This is a genomic window from Halomonas qinghailakensis (assembly GCF_025820815.1).
Lineage (GTDB): Bacteria > Pseudomonadota > Gammaproteobacteria > Pseudomonadales > Halomonadaceae > Vreelandella > Vreelandella qaidamensis.
This window is the reverse complement of record NZ_CP096973.1, coordinates 829510-846793: the sequence shown is the minus strand read 5'-3', so window position 1 is coordinate 846793 and position 17284 is coordinate 829510. Positions and strand designations below refer to the sequence as shown.

Genomic DNA, 17284 nt, shown 5'->3' with positions numbered 1-17284 from the left:
GCACAAGAAGGTGCCGCTGTTTTTTGCGCTCTGTTAAAGTAAACGCGGATATTTTCATTTACCTGCTGCCGGAGAGCGGCCCTTGGACACACGCTTCCCTTTTGTTGATTGGTTTCGTAACGCTTCCCCTTACATTAATGCCCACCGGGGACGAACCTTTGTCATCTTAATTGAGGGCGAAGCCATGGCGTCTGGCCGAGGAGAGCAGCTGATACAGGACTTAGCGCTGCTACACACCTTGGGCGTGCGGTTAGTCGTGGTGTTTGGTATTCGACCGCAGGTACACGAAGCGTTGACGACTGCTGGTGTCGAGCCAACACGGGTGGATGGTCGCTGGGTAGCTGACCGAGCGGTGATGGCTCATGTGGAACAGGTGGCAGCACATCAGCGGCTATGGTTAGAAGCACGGCTTTCTTTAGGCCTGCCTAGTACGCCGCTGCACGGGGTGGAGCTAAGCGTAATTTCTGGCAACTTGGTGACCGCCAAGCCCCTTGGTGTACGTGAAGGCGTCGATTTTGACCACAGCGGTGAAGTGCGTCGTGTGCGCGCGAGTGCCATTGAAGGGCTGCTGGAAAAAGGCTCTCTGGTGTTGCTGCCACCGCTTGGCTTTTCCAGTACGGGTGAAGTGTTTGATTTAGATGCCTCAGAAGTGGCGCAACATGCTGCTGTCGCGTTGAAAGCGGATAAGCTCATTCTATTAGGCGAATCAGAAGGGCTTGAAGACGAGCAGGGCGCACTATTACGCCAGCTTTCTCCGGCAGAAGCCGAACCGCGACTGCAACAGGCGTTGCCGGGTAGTGAGCTGGCCCGCCACTTGAACGCCGCCTGCACCGCGGCCCGAGAAGGGGTGGCGCGCACCCACCTGCTTTCTTGGCGTAACCACGATGCCCTGTTAGGGGAGTTATTCACTCGCGACGGCGTTGGGACCATGATCACCCAGCACCGCTACGAGCAGCTGCGCCCGGCCACATTAAACGATGTCGCTGGTTTGCTAGAGCTGCTGGAGCCGCTTGAGCGACGGGGCATGTTGGTAGCTCGTTCGCGGGAGCGGTTAGAGCACGAAATTGACGATTACATGGTCATTGAACGTGACGGCATGGTGATTGGCTGTGCCGCGCTGCATGTTTTCCCTGACACCACGGTGGGGGAAATGGCCTGTGTCGCCGTGCACGGCAACTATCGCGGCGGTGAGCGCGGCGAGCGCTTGGTGGAAGCATTAGAGCGACGCGCCCGCCAGCGTGGGCTGACCGAAATGTTTGTACTGACGACGCACACGGCCCATTGGTTTGTCGAACATGGTTTCCACTCGGCAAGCTTAGATGACCTACCGCCGTTAAAACGTGAAGCCTATAACCACGCCCGAAAATCCAAGGTGCTGGTCAAGACGCTAACGCGATAGAAAAATGCGGATAGTAGTGTAGTTGTCGCACATGGTTATTACTTAAGTAGAAAACTGAGGATTAAGTAGAAAGCTGAGGATTAAGTAGAAAGCTAAGAAGGGCGGCTTGGCCGCCCTTTTGATAACTAATGTCTCAGGTATTCAAAATAACGCCGCCGTTTAAGTGCAGCGTTTGACCGCTCATATAAGACGACTCTTCACTGGCAAGATACACATACGCTGGGCCAATTTCACTCGGTTGGCCGGGGCGCTTCATAGGCACTTGCCCGCCAAAATTGGCGACCTTCTCTTCATCAAAGCTGGCGGGAATTAGCGGTGTCCAGATAGGCCCAGGAGCCACGGCATTAACTCGAATACCTCTATCCATTAACGACATCGCCATGGACCGCACAAATCCCTGAATGGCGCCCTTCGTGGCGGTGTAATCAATCAGCGTGTCGTTGCCTTTAAAAGCGTTGATTGAGGAGGTGGAGATAATGGTATCGCCATTGTTTAGGTGAGGCAGCGCCGCTTTAGTGAGGTAAAAATGACTGAACACGTTGGTTTGAAACGTGCGCAGTAGCTGGTCATCAGGAATATCCGTGACATCGTTCCAGTCATACTGCTCAGCGGCGTTATGAACCACCACATTGAACTTGCCAAATGCTTGTAGGGTGCGTTCAACAATGTCGCGACAAAAAGCCGGTTCTGCCACATCACCTTGCAGTACCAGGCAGCGTCGTCCTTCTGCTTCTACTAAGCGTTTGGTGTCTTCGGCATCTTTAGGTTCTTTAAGGTGCACGATAACACTATCAGCACCTTCACGGGCGTAATGCACCGCTACAGCTCTACCAATACCGCTGTCGCCACCAGTAATAATGGCAATTTTATCTAACAACTTATCGGCACCGCGATAGCTTTCGCGAATATACTCCGGCGTTGGTTGCATCGCATGTTCATCGCCAGGCTGTTGATTCTGATGCTGCGGGGGTTGCTGTTGATCGCTCATGTGCGTCCACTCCTTTGTTGGCACAGATGGGTTGGTATTGCTTTTAAAGCTAGCCTATTAAAAAGCTGCGAAATTGAAAGAGCATAAGGGAGTACTTCTATGTATTTACATTTGCGTGTTTACATTTTTAAGAGTTTGATGGCTCACCTATAAGGGCTTAATCACACCATTACTAACGTAGACCAATGACGCAAGGATGGGCAAATGATAGCCAAGAGGTTAGGTAATTAGGTGGTTGGATCGCTAGATAAAAATGCGGATAGTAAACGTTAATAAACTCAGTTTAAATTTTAAATCAGGCATTGTTAATGATGCGCTGCTGTTACAAGTGGCTGTTTTGACGGTTTTATAAACTGAGGCGTGGCGAGATCGGTTGGGGAGAGTAGTACTGGGCTGTGGCAAGTAAACGACAAGCGACTATAGTGTATAAACCTATTCACATCCCTTGGCACGCAAGGCTGTAGGGCGACTACCAAGCAGGGCTGCCAAGTAGTAGGAGGTAATATGCAACAACCTGATAAAGACGATCAGAAGAAAGATCAGCGCGACGATCACCACGATGATGCCAACCCAATGCCCGACACGCACCATGTCAATCCTGATGGCGATGATAAGCCGTCTCCCAAGAAGTCTACTTCCTAATCGATTGTTTTTACCTATAAAAAGGGTGCTACTAACAAGTGGCACCCTTTTTTATAGGGATAGGTTGTTAATTAATGCCTGTATTTTTAAAAAGTTTTTATTTTAATTTAAGTTGCAGGGTTGGTTGATATTTGTTTGGTTTTTCAGGTTTATTTGATAATCCGACTGCTTTAAATTGAAAGCTAAAGGTAGCCCGCTATAGTTTTGGAGGATAGATCATTTTCGAAGAGAGTAAACGACACGGAGGATGTCATTATGACCGAACAAGGAAAGCACCACCCTTCACATGATTACGATTCGCTTAAACAAAAAGGCCAAGAGAGCGCTGCAGAGATAAAAGATGCCGCAGAGCAACAGGCAGAAAACGCGTTTGCTCAACAGCGCGAGAGCGCAGCTGAACAAACCAAAATAGTAAGTGCTGTGTTCCAGAAGGCTGCGGACGAATTTGATCGCCAGAAACAGCCATTTTGCTCACAGCAGACAAGAAGGCTTGCCCAAAAAGTAGACCGCTTTTCGCAAACGATGCGCGACAAGGATCTGCATGGGCTATGTAAAGAAGCAGAAAACTACGGAAGAAAAGAGCCAGCCCTATTTATCGGTGGCGCTATTGCCGCGGGTTTTTTGGTCACGCGTTTTCTGCGCAGCTCTTCAACCCATTCTGATACAGCTAATTCACATGCTGCTAATAACGGCTCTCAGCATCAAGTCGGCGAACACAATGCTGTGCAGTCAAACCGCGTTTAACGCAGAGCCATAGGCTAAAAATTGTATGCGGGAGATACAGAATGGATTCAGATAGCAAAACGACCGGTTCAGTCGGTTCGCTACTCTCAACGCTACTCAATGAGATAACCGCTTTAGTGCGTGGCGAAGCGGAACTAGCCAAAGCCGAAATGTCCGAAAAGACCCATCAAGCCATGGCGGGTGTTGCGGCAATAGCACTCGCTGGTGCAGTGCTACTTGGTGGTTTTTTAACCCTGCTGGCGGCGGTAGTGCTGCTTTTAAATGAGGTACTGCCTCCGGAAACCAGCCCGTGGATTTCTGCCGTTATTGTAGGTGCTGTTGTTACGCTGATCGGTGCATTAATGCTGAAGGCGGGGCTAAGCAAGGTGAGTGCCCAAGGGCTAATGCCTAATCGCACCATTAATAGTCTGCGTAATGATAAAGCGCTTTCTAAAGAACATCAGCGTCACGTCAAGGAGGAGGTGAAATGAGCGACCATAATCAGCATCGACATCCCGATGATATTGAAAAAGATATTCATCAATCGCGCGAACGGCTTGATTCTACGCTGCATAAAATTGAAGAGCGATTTTCGCCCGATCAACTGCTACACACCACTTATGACTATCTCCGCCAAGGCGGTGCCAACGAGTTTTTTTCCAACCTGGGAACGACCATTAAGCAAAACCCTGTGCCGGTACTGCTCACCGGAGCTGGGCTTGGCTGGTTAATGTTGCGCCAAAGTAACCCACAGGCTGAAACACCGCGCTACGCAACTAATGTTCATGCTACCTCGGAGTCTTTAGGGCAGCCTGCTGCAGTGGCTCAACACTCGTATTCTTCTCAGCCCCCTTATTCTCAGAATCCTTACCCTCAAGGCCCTGAGACTAATCAGGGAGTGGGACACAATCATAATAATGGTGAGCAGGATAATGGCAGCCGACTGCAGCAGGCGAAAGAGAGCGCCCAGCATATCGGCCATAGTGCTAAAGGCGCAGCGCACCATCTAAGCGAAAAAGCCCAACAGAAGGGAGGTCGTATGCACGATTCCATCTCTCATGCCCAACAAGGGGCTCATGAACGTTTTGACCATATAAAGGAGCGTGCCCATCAAGCTAGCAACACCTCATCGGACTTTATTCAAGAGCACCCGGTGGTAGTGGCAGCGCTAGGGTTTGCACTGGGGGCAGCGTTGGCAGGCATTTGCCCATCCACCCGTAAAGAAGATGAATACTTAGGTAAGTATCGCGACCAAGTGGTGAAAAAAGCAGCTGATGCAGGCGAAGAGCAAGTGGATAACGCCCAGCAAGCGATTCATGAAAAAACCGAATCAATAAAGCAGCCTGCCGAAAAGCAAGAGTCGCCATATAGCACGCCTACTGCTGATGAAAGTGCTTCAACCATCAGTGCCTCAAGTACAGGTGCTTTAAATAGCAGTCCTTCAACGGCGAACCCTTCAACGACGAACCCTTCAACGACAGATGTTACTAGTGGACATACGCCTAGCAAACCTTCTGTGAATGAAGGCGTGGCTACCAATAGGCCAAAGGTGCCAAGCACGCAGCCGGGGCTAGCAGGTTCTAATACGCCTTCTGGGAATACCCAAGGTAATGACACTAACCTACCACCGCGGCCATAACGAAACGCCGCAGACGCGGTAAGCGTGCTGGTTAGAAGCGGCGCTACTTTTTGTAGCGCCGTTTTACTTCCACGTTTAGCCTGCCTTCACCCAGCCGTAGCGAGAGCTTCTGGCCTGGCACGGTGTCTTCTGCCCGACGGATAACATGGCCCTTTTCATCCTGGGCAATGGCATAGCCGCGCCCCAATACTGCAAGCGGGCTGATGGCATTTAGCTCACGGGCAGCACTACTCAAGCGTGCCTGACGTACTTCCAACGCCCGCTGCATAGCGCTGGCTAAACGGCGCTGTAGCTGGCTAATACGCTCTTGCTCTGCGCGGTGCAGGCGTGCCATGTCTTGGCTGGCTAAGCGCTTGCTTAACTGCGTGACCCGCGTTTGCTGCTGCTGAACGCTTTGCTGCATTGCGCGCTGCAGCCGTTGATAAAGGGCGGTAACGTGTTGTCGCTGGCGGTCAAGCTGCTCGCCAGGGTGGCGAAGCCGGGCGCGCAAGGTATCCAGCCGTTGGCTATCGCGTTCTAAGCGTGCCTGCATGGCACGACGTAAGCGGTTTTCTAGCTGTGACAATTGCTGCTTTAGCGCTTGCTGGTCAGGCACTAAACGCTCAGCCGCCGCTGACGGGGTAGGGGCACGCATATCCGCAGCGAAATCCGCTAGGGTGACATCCACTTCGTGACCCACCGCTGACATCACCGGCAAGCGTGAGTGAAAAATCGCCCGTGCCAGATGCTCGTTATTAAATGCCCACAAATCCTCTAAGCTACCGCCGCCACGGGTAATTAGCACCACGTCCTGGTCAGGGTCTAAGCGTGCCTGTCGGTTTAATAACCCCAGTGCAGAAATCATTGCAGGGGCGGCCTCGGCACCTTGTACGGGCACCGGAATCAACGTGACATCAGCCAGAGGCCAGCGCGCTGCCAGCACCGCCAATACATCGCGAATGGCCGCGCCGCTGGCAGAGCTTAAAATCAAAATCTTGCGGGGTGGAAAGGGCAGTGAACGAGCATTGGCAAACATGCCTTCGCTTTCCAATTGCACTTTTAGGCGCTCATATGCCGCCAGTAGCTCCCCTAAGCCTGCCGCCTGCACGGCCTCGGCAATCAGCTGATAGTCGCCGCGCGGTTCGAACAGCGAGACGCGCCCGCGTAGTTTTACCTGATCGCCATCGCGCATGGGTGCGGCAACAAACCTTGCCCGCTGGCGAAATAGCGCACAGCGAATTTGCGCGCGGTCATCCTTCAACGTGAAGTAAATATGCCCAGAGGCCGGGCGGGAAACGTTCGAAAGCTCGCCTTCCACCCATACCTCACCCATGTTTCGCTCTAGCGCTTTGCGGGCCTTGAGATTGAGTTCGCTGACTGAGAAGATGGCGGTGTTTGAGGCGGTCATGGAGGCAGGTGTCGTCCAACGCTTGCGGTGCGATAGTCAGTGTTAGGGTGCAACCATTAGACAATACGCTAACCTGTCTCAGCAAACGTATTCGCCAGGGTGCTTAGGTTTGCAGCCGTGAGGCGAATGTTCACCGTTTTGTTTTGTATTCGTCATCAAAGTGTCACATAACCGTGCTAAGTTGCTCGCCGACACAAAACTGTCATCAAAACGTCATACATAGATTGTCCACCAACACGGCAGACCACTTATGTCGAATCTCGGACCTTCCACCGATCGTCCTGCTCTTGCTCGCGAGGTGCCGCGTGAGGTGCCCGCGTGGTTACGCGGTATTTATGCCGGCCTGTGCCTGTACCTGTTCCTGGCCGCACTTAACGTGCTGGGCGCGGGCCTGGGTACCTTTGGTAGCGACAGCGACCTTCTGACCCGCGCCTTCGCTTTTGGCGCGAACCCCTTTATTGCCTTGATGGCAGGGGTGTTGGTTACCATGGTCGTGCAGAGCTCGTCGTTCACCTCGGCGCTGATCGTCACCCTGGTGGCTAGCGGCGAGATGACCCTGGGCACTGCTGTTTTTGCCATTATGGGCGCCAATATCGGCACCGCCGTTACCGGTGTCATCGTGGCCCTGGCGAACGTGCGGATCAAGCGCAACTTCCGCCGCTCGTTCACCGCGGCGCTGATGCACGACTTATTCAATATTCTCACGGTTCTGCTGATCTTCCCGGTGGAGTGGCTGACGGGAATGTTCCATGAGAATGGTTACGGCATCTTTACACGGCTAGCCGGTTGGGTAGCGGAGCTGATTGGCTTGGAGGAAGTTGCCAAGCCCAGTAGTCCGATTAAGGTAATCACTGCTCCCATTGTTGATGTCGCTAATTGGCTGGGGGCCTCCCTGATGCCCAGCGTGGCGGCTGCTGGCCTGTTCGTCGCGGGCTTAGGCCTGCTGCTGATGTTCGCAGCGCTGGTCTTTATGGTGAAGAATCTGCGCGGTGCGCTGCTGCGCCATATGGATGGCCTCTTCCGCACCTATTTCTTCCGTACCGATGCGCGGGCCTACGGGGTTGGGGTGGTGTCTACGGTGCTGGTGCAATCGAGTTCTATTACCAGCAGCCTGATGGTGCCCTTGGCGGGAGCGGGCGTAGTGCGCCTACGCCGAGTGCTACCCTTTATGATGGGGGCCAACCTGGGTACCACGATTACCAGCGTACTGGCGGCTACTGCTAATCCTATCGCTGCGGCGATGACGGTGGCGCTGTTTCACGTTATTTTTAACTTAACCGGTACCGCCATCTGGTGGCCGCTACGGGTGATTCCACTGCGCATTGCCACCTGGTATGGCCGCTTGGCTGGTAAGCAGATCCGCTACGCTTTTATGTTCCTGATTGGCGTATTCCTGGTGGTGCCGGTGGTCGGCATTACATTGACCGAATTATTCATGCGCCTGCGCTAAGCGCGGCCAACCGAGGGGTTTCCCATGTTTAAACAGCTTTATAGTGCGCTTACCTCGGAAACCAGCATCGATCAGGCCTACGCAGACCTGACCAAGATGCTGGAGCATGGTGCTTGGATGTTCGCACGTGCCAACGAGGTGCTTTACAGCACAGTGCCTGCCGAAGACGTGCGGCAGCCGCTTTATCAGCGTGATGTGGCGGTCAACGAGCTTGAGCGCTCTATCCGCCGCAAGGTGTTGCGCCATCTGACCGTTAATCCCGGCCACGATGTGGCTATCTGCTTAGCGCTGATGAGCGTTGCAAAAGATGCCGAGCGCATTGGCGATTACTGTAAAAATGTCTTTGAAGTTGGCGCTTTTTACAGTGAAGGCTTTCACGTAGATCATTATCAAAAGCCCTTGGATAAGATCTCCGAGCGTTTATCTGGGCTGTTTAAAGAGCTCATCGCGGCTACACGAGACTCAAACGAAGCCCAAGCTCACCGTATTATCACAGCTACCCGCGACATCGGCGGAATCTGCGATGACCTCATCGAAGCGCTGCTGGGTGAAGAAGAGGCGGTTGAGTTTCATGAGGCCGTGGCGTATTCGCTGTTGGCGCGCCACTACAAGCGGGTTTCTTCCCACTTGGCCAATATTGCCACAGCGGTGACCGGGCGTTTGGAGGATCTGGACTTTCCCAGCGAGGCCGATGACCGCGCGCTAGATTAACGTCGCCTAGGTTGAAAAAGACAAGCAGCTCCCTTTAGTGGTGCTGCTTGTTTTGTATATGCTCCCATCGCATTGCTGGCACACCCCTCCAAACGTTATAATAGCGGATTAACTTTCCACGCCCCACTTCCTCTTCAATCAGGGTGTTGCCGCTATGCTACGTATGGCCCAAGAAGCACTTACGTTCGATGACGTACTCCTCGTTCCCGGCTTCTCCGATGTTCTGCCTAAGGATGTCAGCCTCAAAACCCGCCTGACCCGCAATATTTCACTCAATATCCCGCTGCTTTCCGCTGCAATGGATACCGTTACTGAAGCGCGTCTAGCAATTGCGATGGCTCAGGAAGGCGGCATCGGCATTATCCATAAGAGCATGACCATGAGCCAGCAAGCCGCTGAAGTGCGCAAGGTTAAAAAGCACGAAAGCGTGATTGTAAAAGACCCGGTCACCGTTAGCCCTAAGGCGAAGCTGGATGACCTGCTGGCGATGGCGCGCGAGAACGGCTTCTCTGGCTTCCCCGTCGTAGAAGGCGAAACCCTGGTGGGTATTGTGACCGAGCGTGATATGCGCTTCCAGCCCAACCACGGCGACAGCGTTGCGGACATCATGACTCCCCGCGAGCGGTTGGTGACCGTTAAAGAAGGCACCGACCTTGAAACCAGCAAAGCCAAAATGCGCGAACACCGCATTGAGAAAATGCTGATCGTCGATGACGAGTTCCACCTGCGCGGTTTGGTTACCTTCCAGGATATCGAAAAAGCCCGTACTTACCCGATGGCTGCCAAAGATAGCGATGGCCGCCTGTTGGTGGGTGCTGCCGTTGGTACTGGCCCCGAAACGCCTGATCGCGTTGCTGCCCTGGCCGAAGCCGGTGTGGATGTGATCATTGTTGATACCGCCCACGGTCACTCTAAAGGCGTTATCGATCGCGTGCGCTGGATCAAAGAACACTTCCCGAACATCCAAGTCATTGGCGGCAATATCGCCACCGCCGCTGCCGCCAAAGCGCTGGCCGAAGCGGGCGCAGACGCCGTTAAAGTCGGCATTGGCCCCGGTTCTATCTGCACCACGCGTATTGTGGCAGGCGTTGGCGTTCCGCAAATCACCGCGGTGTCTAACGTGGCAGAAGCGCTGAAAGAGTTTGATATTCCGCTGATCGCCGATGGTGGCATTCGCTTCTCTGGCGACTTAGCCAAAGCCATCGCTGCTGGCGCAAGCGCCGTGATGGTCGGTGGCCTGCTAGCCGGTACCGAAGAAGCGCCGGGTGAAGTCGAGCTTTATCAAGGCCGTACCTATAAAGCCTACCGTGGTATGGGCTCCATGGGTGCCATGTCTCAGAACCAGGGCAGCGCCGACCGCTACTTCCAAGATAAAGCCGAAGGTGCCGAGAAGCTGGTGCCGGAAGGCATTGAAGGCCGCGTACCCTATAAAGGCATGATGGGCGCTATTGTTCACCAGCTGATGGGTGGCCTGCGCGCTTCCATGGGCTACACCGGCTGCCGCGATATTCAAGAAATGCGCACCAAGCCGGAATTTGTACAAATTACCAGCGCTGGCTTTAACGAATCCCACGTTCACAACGTGCAGATCACCAAAGAAGCTCCCAACTACCGGGTGAGCTAACCAGCACGTTTAGTAAAATGGCGCGGCGAGCATTGCAGCTCGCCGCTTGCTTTTTGGCCTTACCAGCGGCCCCACACCGCTTAACCGAGACCCCGCCATGAGTGACATTCACGCCCATAAGATCCTGATTCTTGACTTCGGCTCACAGTACACCCAGCTGATCGCCCGCCGTGTACGTGAGATCGGTGTATTCTCCGAAATCCGCGCCTTCGATATCACCGAAGAAGAAATTCGCGAATACAACCCTAACGGCATCATCCTGGCCGGTGGCCCGGAATCCGTGACCGAGTTGGATTCCCCGCGAGCACCGGCGTGCGTGTTCGAAATGGGCCTGCCGGTGTTTGGTATCTGCTACGGCATGCAGACCATGGCCGAGCAGCTTGGCGGCAAAGTGGAAGGTTCCAACCAGCGCGAATTTGGCTACGCCCAGATTCAAATAGATGCTGAAAACGCGCTGTTCAAAGACATTAAAGACCACGTCGACGCCAGCACTGGCAAAGCATTACTTGATGTGTGGATGAGCCACGGCGATAAAGTAGCCCAAGTGCCTGACACCTTCACCGTGACCGCTTCCACGCCAAGCTGCCCAATTGCCGCCATGGCCTGGGAAGAGAAACAGTTCTACGGCGTACAGTTCCACCCAGAAGTGACCCACACCCTGCAAGGCCAGCGTATTCTTGAGCACTTCGTGCTGGATATTTGCGGTGCCGAAAAACTGTGGACGCCTGCACAAATCATCGAAGACCAAGTAAGCCGCGTACGCGAGCAAGTGGGCGACCGCCATGTATTGCTTGGCCTTTCCGGTGGTGTTGATTCTTCGGTTGTGGCGGCGCTGCTGCACAAAGCCATTGGCGACCAGCTGACCTGTGTATTCGTCGATAACGGCCTGCTACGCAAAAACGAAGGCGACCAAGTCATGGAAACCTTCGCCAAGCACATGGGCGTTAAGGTGATTCGTGTCGACGCCGAAGAGCTGTTCCTCGGCAAGCTTGCGGGCGAGAAAGACCCGGAAGCCAAGCGCAAAATTATCGGCAACACTTTTATTGACGTGTTCGATGAAGAAGCCAGCAAAATCGACGGCGTCGACTTCCTGGCCCAGGGCACTATCTACCCGGACGTGATCGAATCCGCGGCCTCTAAAACCGGCAAAGCCCACGTGATCAAATCCCACCACAACGTTGGTGGCCTGCCGGAAACCATGAAGCTCAAGCTGGTCGAGCCGCTGCGCGAACTGTTTAAAGACGAAGTGCGCAAACTCGGCCTCGAACTCGGCCTGCCTTACGATATGGTCTACCGCCACCCGTTCCCTGGCCCCGGCCTGGGCGTGCGCATTCTGGGTGAAGTGAAGAAAGAGTACGCCGACATCCTGCGCGATGCCGACGCTATCTACATCGAAGAACTACGCGCCGCCGGTTGGTACGAAAAAACCAGCCAGGCCTTCGCCGTGTTCCTACCGGTGAAATCGGTTGGCGTCGTTGGCGACGGCCGCCGCTACGAATGGGTCATCGCGCTGCGCGCCGTTGAAACCATCGACTTCATGACCGCCCGCTGGGCGCACCTGCCCTACGAGCTGCTGGAGAAGGTTTCCAACCGGATTATCAATGAGTTGGAAGGGGTTTCGCGGGTGACTTATGACGTGAGCAGCAAGCCGCCTGCGACGATTGAGTGGGAGTGAGTGTTTACTTACTGATATTGTTCGCTAAAACCCGCCGAAAGGCGGGTTTTTCGCTATTTTTATGATCCTGTACTACCAAGCCGAGACTGGCCGAGCGACACCGGAGGACTTTTAGAAGGCGTTCACCACTATCCGCCAGGTGACAAGGAACTAAGGCAAAAGATAAGACAGAACGAATAACGAGGAAGAGCAGTACACCTATCAAAGTGTACTGCCTGCCTGATGAGAAGGAGCTGATTGAAGCGCAAGCAAATAGAGCAGGTATGAGTGCTGCACGGTACTTACGCGAAGTCGGTCAGGGTTATCACATCTCTGGTGTGGTGGATTATCAGCAGGTACGAGAACTGGCCCGGATCAACGGCGACCTTGGCCGCTTGGGTGGCCTATTGAAGCTATGGCTTACCGATGACGTGCGCACGGCTCAGTTCGGCCAGTCAACAGTCCTTGCTGTTCTCAGCAAGATTGAAACGACGCAGGAGGAAATGGGCAAGATCATGACCAGGGTCGTTATGCCGAGGTCTGAATTATGAAGCTGAGAACGGACTCAATACTAAGATAAGGCGGTGCAGCCCGCCTTATCTTTGATTAATCTTTTAATGGGACGCCCATTGGCAAGTATATCTTATTATTAGGGCGCTTTTTTTCTTCGAAGTGGATGGATAGCGATAGATAAATGATTGAGTTTCTTGCCAGTTTTATTAGCGTCATTAGCCGGGACTCAAATTGACTCATAGGTATTAATAGAGAATGTGAGCTTAATTTTTTCTTTTCATAAAGATCCGATTCGAGCTTTTTCAGGTCGGATTCTAGTGTTTTGGATTCTTCAGGGGGCAAGGGGGGGTGTAACTGCTCTCTTGTTTTTTTAATTTCTAGATTAAGCTTTTCTAATTCACTATCATGATAACTGTTATGTGGGGTCGTTAGCTCATAGCCGAAATCATCTACTATTTTAAGTGACCTATGCTCCATGGCATTCCTAATTTCAGAAAATGCCTTAGCGTCTGGGTCTATCCACTTTGAAACAGATGAAGTGTCTTTAACGTCGCGAATATCTTTTAATATATAAAATAAAGCATGAATGAAATGATTGTCGCTAGTCCCTAGCTTTTTATTTGGCTTCCAATTTTTTCTCCAGTTACTTGACTTGAAGTCTCTAAATAGGTTGTCAATACTTATCATGTTGTCATCTTTTATATCGTTGAGATCAAAAAATCGACTTAATAAATAAGCGATTTTGTCGAATAATGAATAAAGTATCCGGAATGACGTTTTATAATGACTGATTTTTAGGTTGTTTATCGAGTGAGACATGTCGTCAACATGTCGATATGTTGAGTTATAGAAGTGATGTTCTTCATCAGGTATGCTGTGGGCAGTAAAAAACAAGTAGCGTGCGTAGCAGTAGTCATTTTTTATTTCATCAAAGTTGCCATGATACGCTAGCTCTTCATGCATAGTGAGTGTTGAGTTTATGGATTGAGAGAAAGAAGGAAGAGCAAGAACATCCTGATGGGATATTTCAAAATCGCAGACATCATTTAGGTCGTTAATAAATAGCTTATTCTTTGCACACCATTGCAGGTATTGTTTTTCCTTTCTCGTTTTTGAGCTGTTATATTCTTCTGAAAAGTAATCGAAGGAAGATTCCTCAAAGTTCTTCTCGAACCATTCCTTGAATTTAATTAAGTACCCATTCCCCTCTAAATCGACTCTGTGTTCAGGATATAGTTCTTCGATATTATCTGCGGCCTCTTTGGTAAGCCTGTAGGCTATAAAATAGTGATACTCTTTGTGCCCGTTGTCATAAAGAGATTCGCCAAGAAATAGCTGGTTTCTAGCCTTTGATGCAATCGCTTCTATTTTTCTATTTATAGCTATGGCTTCATCATAAAAAGGTATGCAACATAAAACCCTTCCTTGAGAAGAAAGGTGGTTAGCCAAGTTAGTTAGAACCATCGACTTAAGGTTATTAAATGCCTGAATATTTTCAGACATGTTATTCCAATCAGGTTTTGGTATTCTGTGAAGAGATTTTCTGTAATAGATTATGGCTTTCATTAGGTCGTCTGAGTACCATTCAACCCTCCGAGTCTCGTAAAGTACGGAATAGCAGTTTGCTATTGTGTAAAGGTAATGAGCCTCATAAAGAGAGTGTTCAAAATCAAAGTCTTTTGATGTCAATCTCTCAATAAGACTTTCCAGAGCTTCATAGTCTCTGTTTAGTATATGTAAATCAGCCTCTTCACTTAAATCGTTAATCTCATCTATTGTCATGACCATGAAGAACTCCTTTTTTCATTTAATATCGAAAATTTACTAGTTATCATAAATCGACAGAAATTTTTTCTTTTGCTAAAAAATATACACTGAGCAATTTATTCTTAGTATAAGTTTGAGAGGCGGTATGAGCGAACAAGAGTGCCGAGCGTCACAGGCATGGTGCGCAAAAAGCTCAAACCGGAGCTTATGAGGCGTGGAAGCTTGTTACTGGATGTAATAACTATCAAAGCGGGTGCTTAGCCACTCGATTTAATTTGAGACTTTTTGGAAATACAGTGAGAACGAACGGATAGTCTCAGAGAGCTAGGGTTAACTGAGTAAAACGACGCGTATGAGATTTCAGACGCTTCTCAATCACTGCCGTGCGCTCGCCTGTTTCAATTGCGCTTGAGCTGGCCACTGCGCGCAAAATACGCTCGCGGGAAACAGTGACTTTATCAGTTGGAGTTTTACGAACCATCACAATACTCCTAGAGCAGATCGTTAGGTGTCATTATAGCAGTAACCCCGCAGGGCTAGCGTGCTTGTTGCCTCGTCTGTGTTTGCTGAAAAGCCTACTCGTTAGTGGGATTTGCAGCAAAACACTCAAGGCTATTCAGGACGTACGTTTGGCAAACATTTAAGCAGGCAGTCGTTAAACTAATTTGGCTCATTCAGGCAGAAAATAAGAAACGGTATCCATCTCTTTGTGAGGAATGCCAATGATTTCAATACATTCCTGGCCGATTAGATAAAAGATAACGTGCTGGCCCTGAGGGTAGCTGTAATAACCCTCGCTAACATCCGAGCGGTGCTTTCCCAACTGGGGATTTTCTGCGAGCCAGTGAAACCGTTTTTCAAAATTCTTCAAATAGGTATTTCGTTGGTTCTTGCCCCATTGCCACTCTGTATAGCGGCCGATATTTTTTAAATCGTCTCTTGCTCTCAGCGTGATATGGAAAGTGGGCATCAAGCCTCGCTATCCAAGTCGTTGATTAGGGCATCCATCGAAAAATCATCCACGAATTCACCTGCTCTCGCTTGCTCTGCACCTTGGGCTAAGTGAGTGCGAAGCGCTTCTAGTTTGCTTTTGCGCTCTTCCATTGCACGTAACGCATCACGCACAACCTCACTTGCCGAGCCGTAGCGCCCGCTAGAGACTTCGTTTCTGATAAAGACTTCCCAGTGTTCCCCTAAGCTAAGACTGGTTGTCGCCATGATTTGCTTCCTATATTCAAAAGTAACAAATATGAATATAGGTACGGTTGACAAGGTTAGCAAGAGAGGTAATCTCTGTCTGGCAGGCTTGCTGTTCATTTTTACACTGTGGCTTGCTTTGCATTGTTAGCCCATGAGCCGAATATAAACCGTAATCGGCTCATAATATGATCTGAATAGGCAGGACAATCGGCTCATGTACCTATGGGAGCAGCAATATTGACCGCTTTTGGCGTAGGGAGTACACAAGCCGCTATGCGATGACTGATGCCCGAGGTTATCGCCATGGAATATGGTTGGTTGATGGCTTTTAGGGTGCCAGCCTATAGCGACAAAGCTTTAACTATCCGGAAATTCCGGATAGTTCGCCAAGAGGGGAAGTGGCAGGCTCAGCGGGAGATTGATCACTACAATCTGGACATGATTATCTCGGTTGGTTATCGGGTGAAACCTCAGCGTGGCGTCCAATTTCGCAAATGGGCCACCTGGGCTCTCAAAGACCATCTGGTGCAGGGCTATCCCCTCAATCAACGCCGTCTAACCGAATGTGGTAGATGCGCGGTAGCTCATTTACTTCTAGAAGGCGTATTCCCAATCGCTGCGCGGTAACATGTAGACACTTCCACGCCCGTCTTGCGAGGCTGGCGTTTCACACCCTGCTTAGGCCTATTTGTCATGACACGTGTTGCTATTTTTGTGGATACCCAGAACGTCTACTACACCGTGCGCGAAGCCTACGGCAAGCACTTTGATTATCGCCGGTTTTGGGCGAAGGTGACGGCGGACCGTGAAGTACTCACCGCTCGCTGCTATGCCATTGATAAGGGCGATGCCAAGCAGCGTGAGTTCCAGAATATCCTCCGCTCGATTGGGTTTGAGGTCAGGCTCAAGCCGTTCATCCAGCGCTCGGATGGTTCTGCCAAGGGCGACTGGGACGTGGGGATCACGCTGGATGCTATCGAGTACGCGGCGAAAGCGGATGTGGTGGTGCTGGTCTCCGGCGATGGCGATTTCGATCTTCTGGCCCAGAAAATCCGTGAAGTACATGGCAAGCGTGTCGAGGTCTATGGCGTGCCCCAGCTCAGCGCAGCCTCTCTCATCAATGCCGCGAGCGAGTTTATTCCCATCGAGCGGGGATTGCTGTTGGGGTGAATGAGAGGGCTGAGCCGAATAAACTTCACGCCTTTTCGATACCATCTACCAAAAAGACGCGGTAATCGGCACCCTGGAAACGGTGCTTACGGGCTTCCTGATAGGCGGGGCTTTCGTACCAGGCGCGGGCGGCGGCCATATCGGGGAAGCGTAGAATCACCGCACCTTCCATGGCGCTACCTTCGAGCACCTCAAACTCACCATAGAAGGCGAGCGGCTGTGGGTCGTGGCCTTCACGGGCGGCTTTGGCCTTTTCGCTGTAGCGTTTCATTTCTTCGTTATCGTGGGTGTGCTCACGGGTCAGTACGATGTAGGCGGGCATGCGGTTCTCCTCGTTGGTATAAAATGCGCTATGCAATCATACCTTTTATTGGTCAGGGGCTGTCCACTTGCTCTCAAAACCTTGCTCTCAAAGCC

General features: G+C 51.4%; 20 protein-coding genes. 13 read left to right on the top strand and 7 right to left on the bottom strand.

Translation table 11 applies throughout. The features are described from left to right. Positions 1–82: 82 nt before the first annotated feature. The gene (argA, locus tag M0220_RS03960) at positions 83–1399 is read left to right on the top strand and encodes an amino-acid N-acetyltransferase (RefSeq protein WP_030069732.1); all 1317 of its coding nucleotides are present in this window, start codon (positions 83–85) and stop codon (positions 1397–1399) included. A 133-nt stretch (positions 1400–1532) separates the two neighbouring features. Here the strand turns inward: argA and M0220_RS03955 are convergent, their stop codons facing one another. After that, positions 1533–2387, bottom strand: a complete 855-nt coding sequence (locus tag M0220_RS03955; RefSeq protein WP_264018752.1) for an SDR family oxidoreductase — start codon at positions 2385–2387, stop codon at positions 1533–1535. Positions 2388–2891: 504 nt separating this feature from the next. Between M0220_RS03955 and M0220_RS03950 the strand changes: the two genes are divergently transcribed. From M0220_RS03950 to M0220_RS03935, 4 genes are all read left to right on the top strand, one after another. Continuing rightward, on the top strand, positions 2892–3029 hold the full coding sequence (locus M0220_RS03950; RefSeq protein ID WP_198023685.1) for a hypothetical protein: 138 nt from the start codon (positions 2892–2894) through the stop codon (positions 3027–3029). A 255-nt stretch (positions 3030–3284) separates the two neighbouring features. Continuing rightward, entirely contained in the window at positions 3285–3773 is a 489-nt protein-coding gene (locus M0220_RS03945; RefSeq protein WP_264018751.1) for a hypothetical protein, read from the top strand. A 41-nt stretch (positions 3774–3814) separates the two neighbouring features. Further along, positions 3815–4243, top strand: coding sequence for a phage holin family protein (locus tag M0220_RS03940; protein ID WP_264018750.1), 429 nt, complete (start codon positions 3815–3817; stop codon positions 4241–4243). Then, positions 4240–5391, top strand: coding sequence for a DUF3618 domain-containing protein (locus tag M0220_RS03935; protein WP_264018749.1), 1152 nt, complete (start codon positions 4240–4242; stop codon positions 5389–5391). Before M0220_RS03940 ends, M0220_RS03935 begins: the two co-directional genes overlap by 4 nt. Before the next feature lie 43 nt (positions 5392–5434). Here M0220_RS03935 and xseA read toward each other — a convergent pair whose 3' ends face one another. Beyond that, positions 5435–6778 (bottom strand): exodeoxyribonuclease VII large subunit, encoded by a 1344-nt coding sequence (xseA, locus tag M0220_RS03930; protein WP_264018748.1) that lies wholly within the window; start codon positions 6776–6778, stop codon positions 5435–5437. A 250-nt stretch (positions 6779–7028) separates the two neighbouring features. On the opposite strand from xseA, the gene M0220_RS03925 reads away from it, so the two are divergent. The 6 genes from M0220_RS03925 (at position 7029) to traJ (ending at position 12768) form a co-directional block, all read left to right on the top strand. Further along, a complete protein-coding gene (locus M0220_RS03925) occupies positions 7029–8228 on the top strand; it encodes a Na/Pi symporter (protein WP_030069744.1) in 1200 nt (399 codons plus the stop codon). A 24-nt stretch (positions 8229–8252) separates the two neighbouring features. Further along, positions 8253–8939 carry a PhoU domain-containing protein gene (locus tag M0220_RS03920; protein WP_030069746.1) on the top strand — a complete coding sequence of 229 codons (687 nt, stop codon included), beginning with the start codon at positions 8253–8255 and terminating at the stop codon, positions 8937–8939. Between the two features lie 154 nt (positions 8940–9093). Further along, a complete protein-coding gene (guaB, locus tag M0220_RS03915; protein ID WP_030069748.1) occupies positions 9094–10563 on the top strand; it encodes an IMP dehydrogenase in 1470 nt (489 codons plus the stop codon). Positions 10564–10660: 97 nt separating this feature from the next. Next, positions 10661–12238 (top strand): glutamine-hydrolyzing GMP synthase, encoded by a 1578-nt coding sequence (gene guaA, locus M0220_RS03910; protein ID WP_264018747.1) that lies wholly within the window; start codon positions 10661–10663, stop codon positions 12236–12238. Between the two features lie 61 nt (positions 12239–12299). Then, a complete protein-coding gene (locus tag M0220_RS17395; protein ID WP_404813853.1) occupies positions 12300–12353 on the top strand; it encodes a hypothetical protein in 54 nt (17 codons plus the stop codon). Positions 12354–12444: 91 nt separating this feature from the next. Then, positions 12445–12768 (top strand): conjugal transfer transcriptional regulator TraJ, encoded by a 324-nt coding sequence (gene traJ, locus M0220_RS03905; protein WP_449768895.1) that lies wholly within the window; start codon positions 12445–12447, stop codon positions 12766–12768. Between the two features lie 55 nt (positions 12769–12823). Here traJ and M0220_RS03900 read toward each other — a convergent pair whose 3' ends face one another. The 4 genes from M0220_RS03900 to M0220_RS03885 all read right to left on the bottom strand — a co-directional run bounded on the left by M0220_RS03900 (position 12824) and on the right by M0220_RS03885 (position 15715). Further along, positions 12824–14518 (bottom strand): LA2681 family HEPN domain-containing protein, encoded by a 1695-nt coding sequence (locus M0220_RS03900; RefSeq protein ID WP_264018746.1) that lies wholly within the window; start codon positions 14516–14518, stop codon positions 12824–12826. A 295-nt stretch (positions 14519–14813) separates the two neighbouring features. Further along, positions 14814–14978, bottom strand: a complete 165-nt coding sequence (locus M0220_RS03895; protein WP_264018745.1) for a hypothetical protein — start codon at positions 14976–14978, stop codon at positions 14814–14816. Between the two features lie 189 nt (positions 14979–15167). After that, a complete protein-coding gene (locus tag M0220_RS03890; RefSeq protein ID WP_264018744.1) occupies positions 15168–15467 on the bottom strand; it encodes a type II toxin-antitoxin system RelE/ParE family toxin in 300 nt (99 codons plus the stop codon). Next, positions 15467–15715, bottom strand: coding sequence for a type II toxin-antitoxin system ParD family antitoxin (locus M0220_RS03885; protein ID WP_264018743.1), 249 nt, complete (start codon positions 15713–15715; stop codon positions 15467–15469). The genes M0220_RS03890 and M0220_RS03885 overlap by 1 nt, the downstream gene beginning before the upstream one ends. A 267-nt stretch (positions 15716–15982) precedes the next feature. Here M0220_RS03885 and M0220_RS03880 point away from each other — a divergent pair, with 267 nt between their 5' ends. Continuing rightward, positions 15983–16324, top strand: a complete 342-nt coding sequence (locus M0220_RS03880) for a virulence RhuM family protein (RefSeq protein ID WP_264018742.1) — start codon at positions 15983–15985, stop codon at positions 16322–16324. A 66-nt stretch (positions 16325–16390) separates the two neighbouring features. After that, a complete protein-coding gene (locus M0220_RS03875; RefSeq protein WP_030069799.1) occupies positions 16391–16867 on the top strand; it encodes an NYN domain-containing protein in 477 nt (158 codons plus the stop codon). A 25-nt stretch (positions 16868–16892) separates the two neighbouring features. On the opposite strand, the gene M0220_RS03870 is transcribed toward M0220_RS03875, so the two are convergent. Continuing rightward, positions 16893–17189 (bottom strand): DUF1330 domain-containing protein, encoded by a 297-nt coding sequence (locus tag M0220_RS03870; protein ID WP_030069802.1) that lies wholly within the window; start codon positions 17187–17189, stop codon positions 16893–16895. Between the last annotated feature and the right edge of the window lie 95 nt (positions 17190–17284).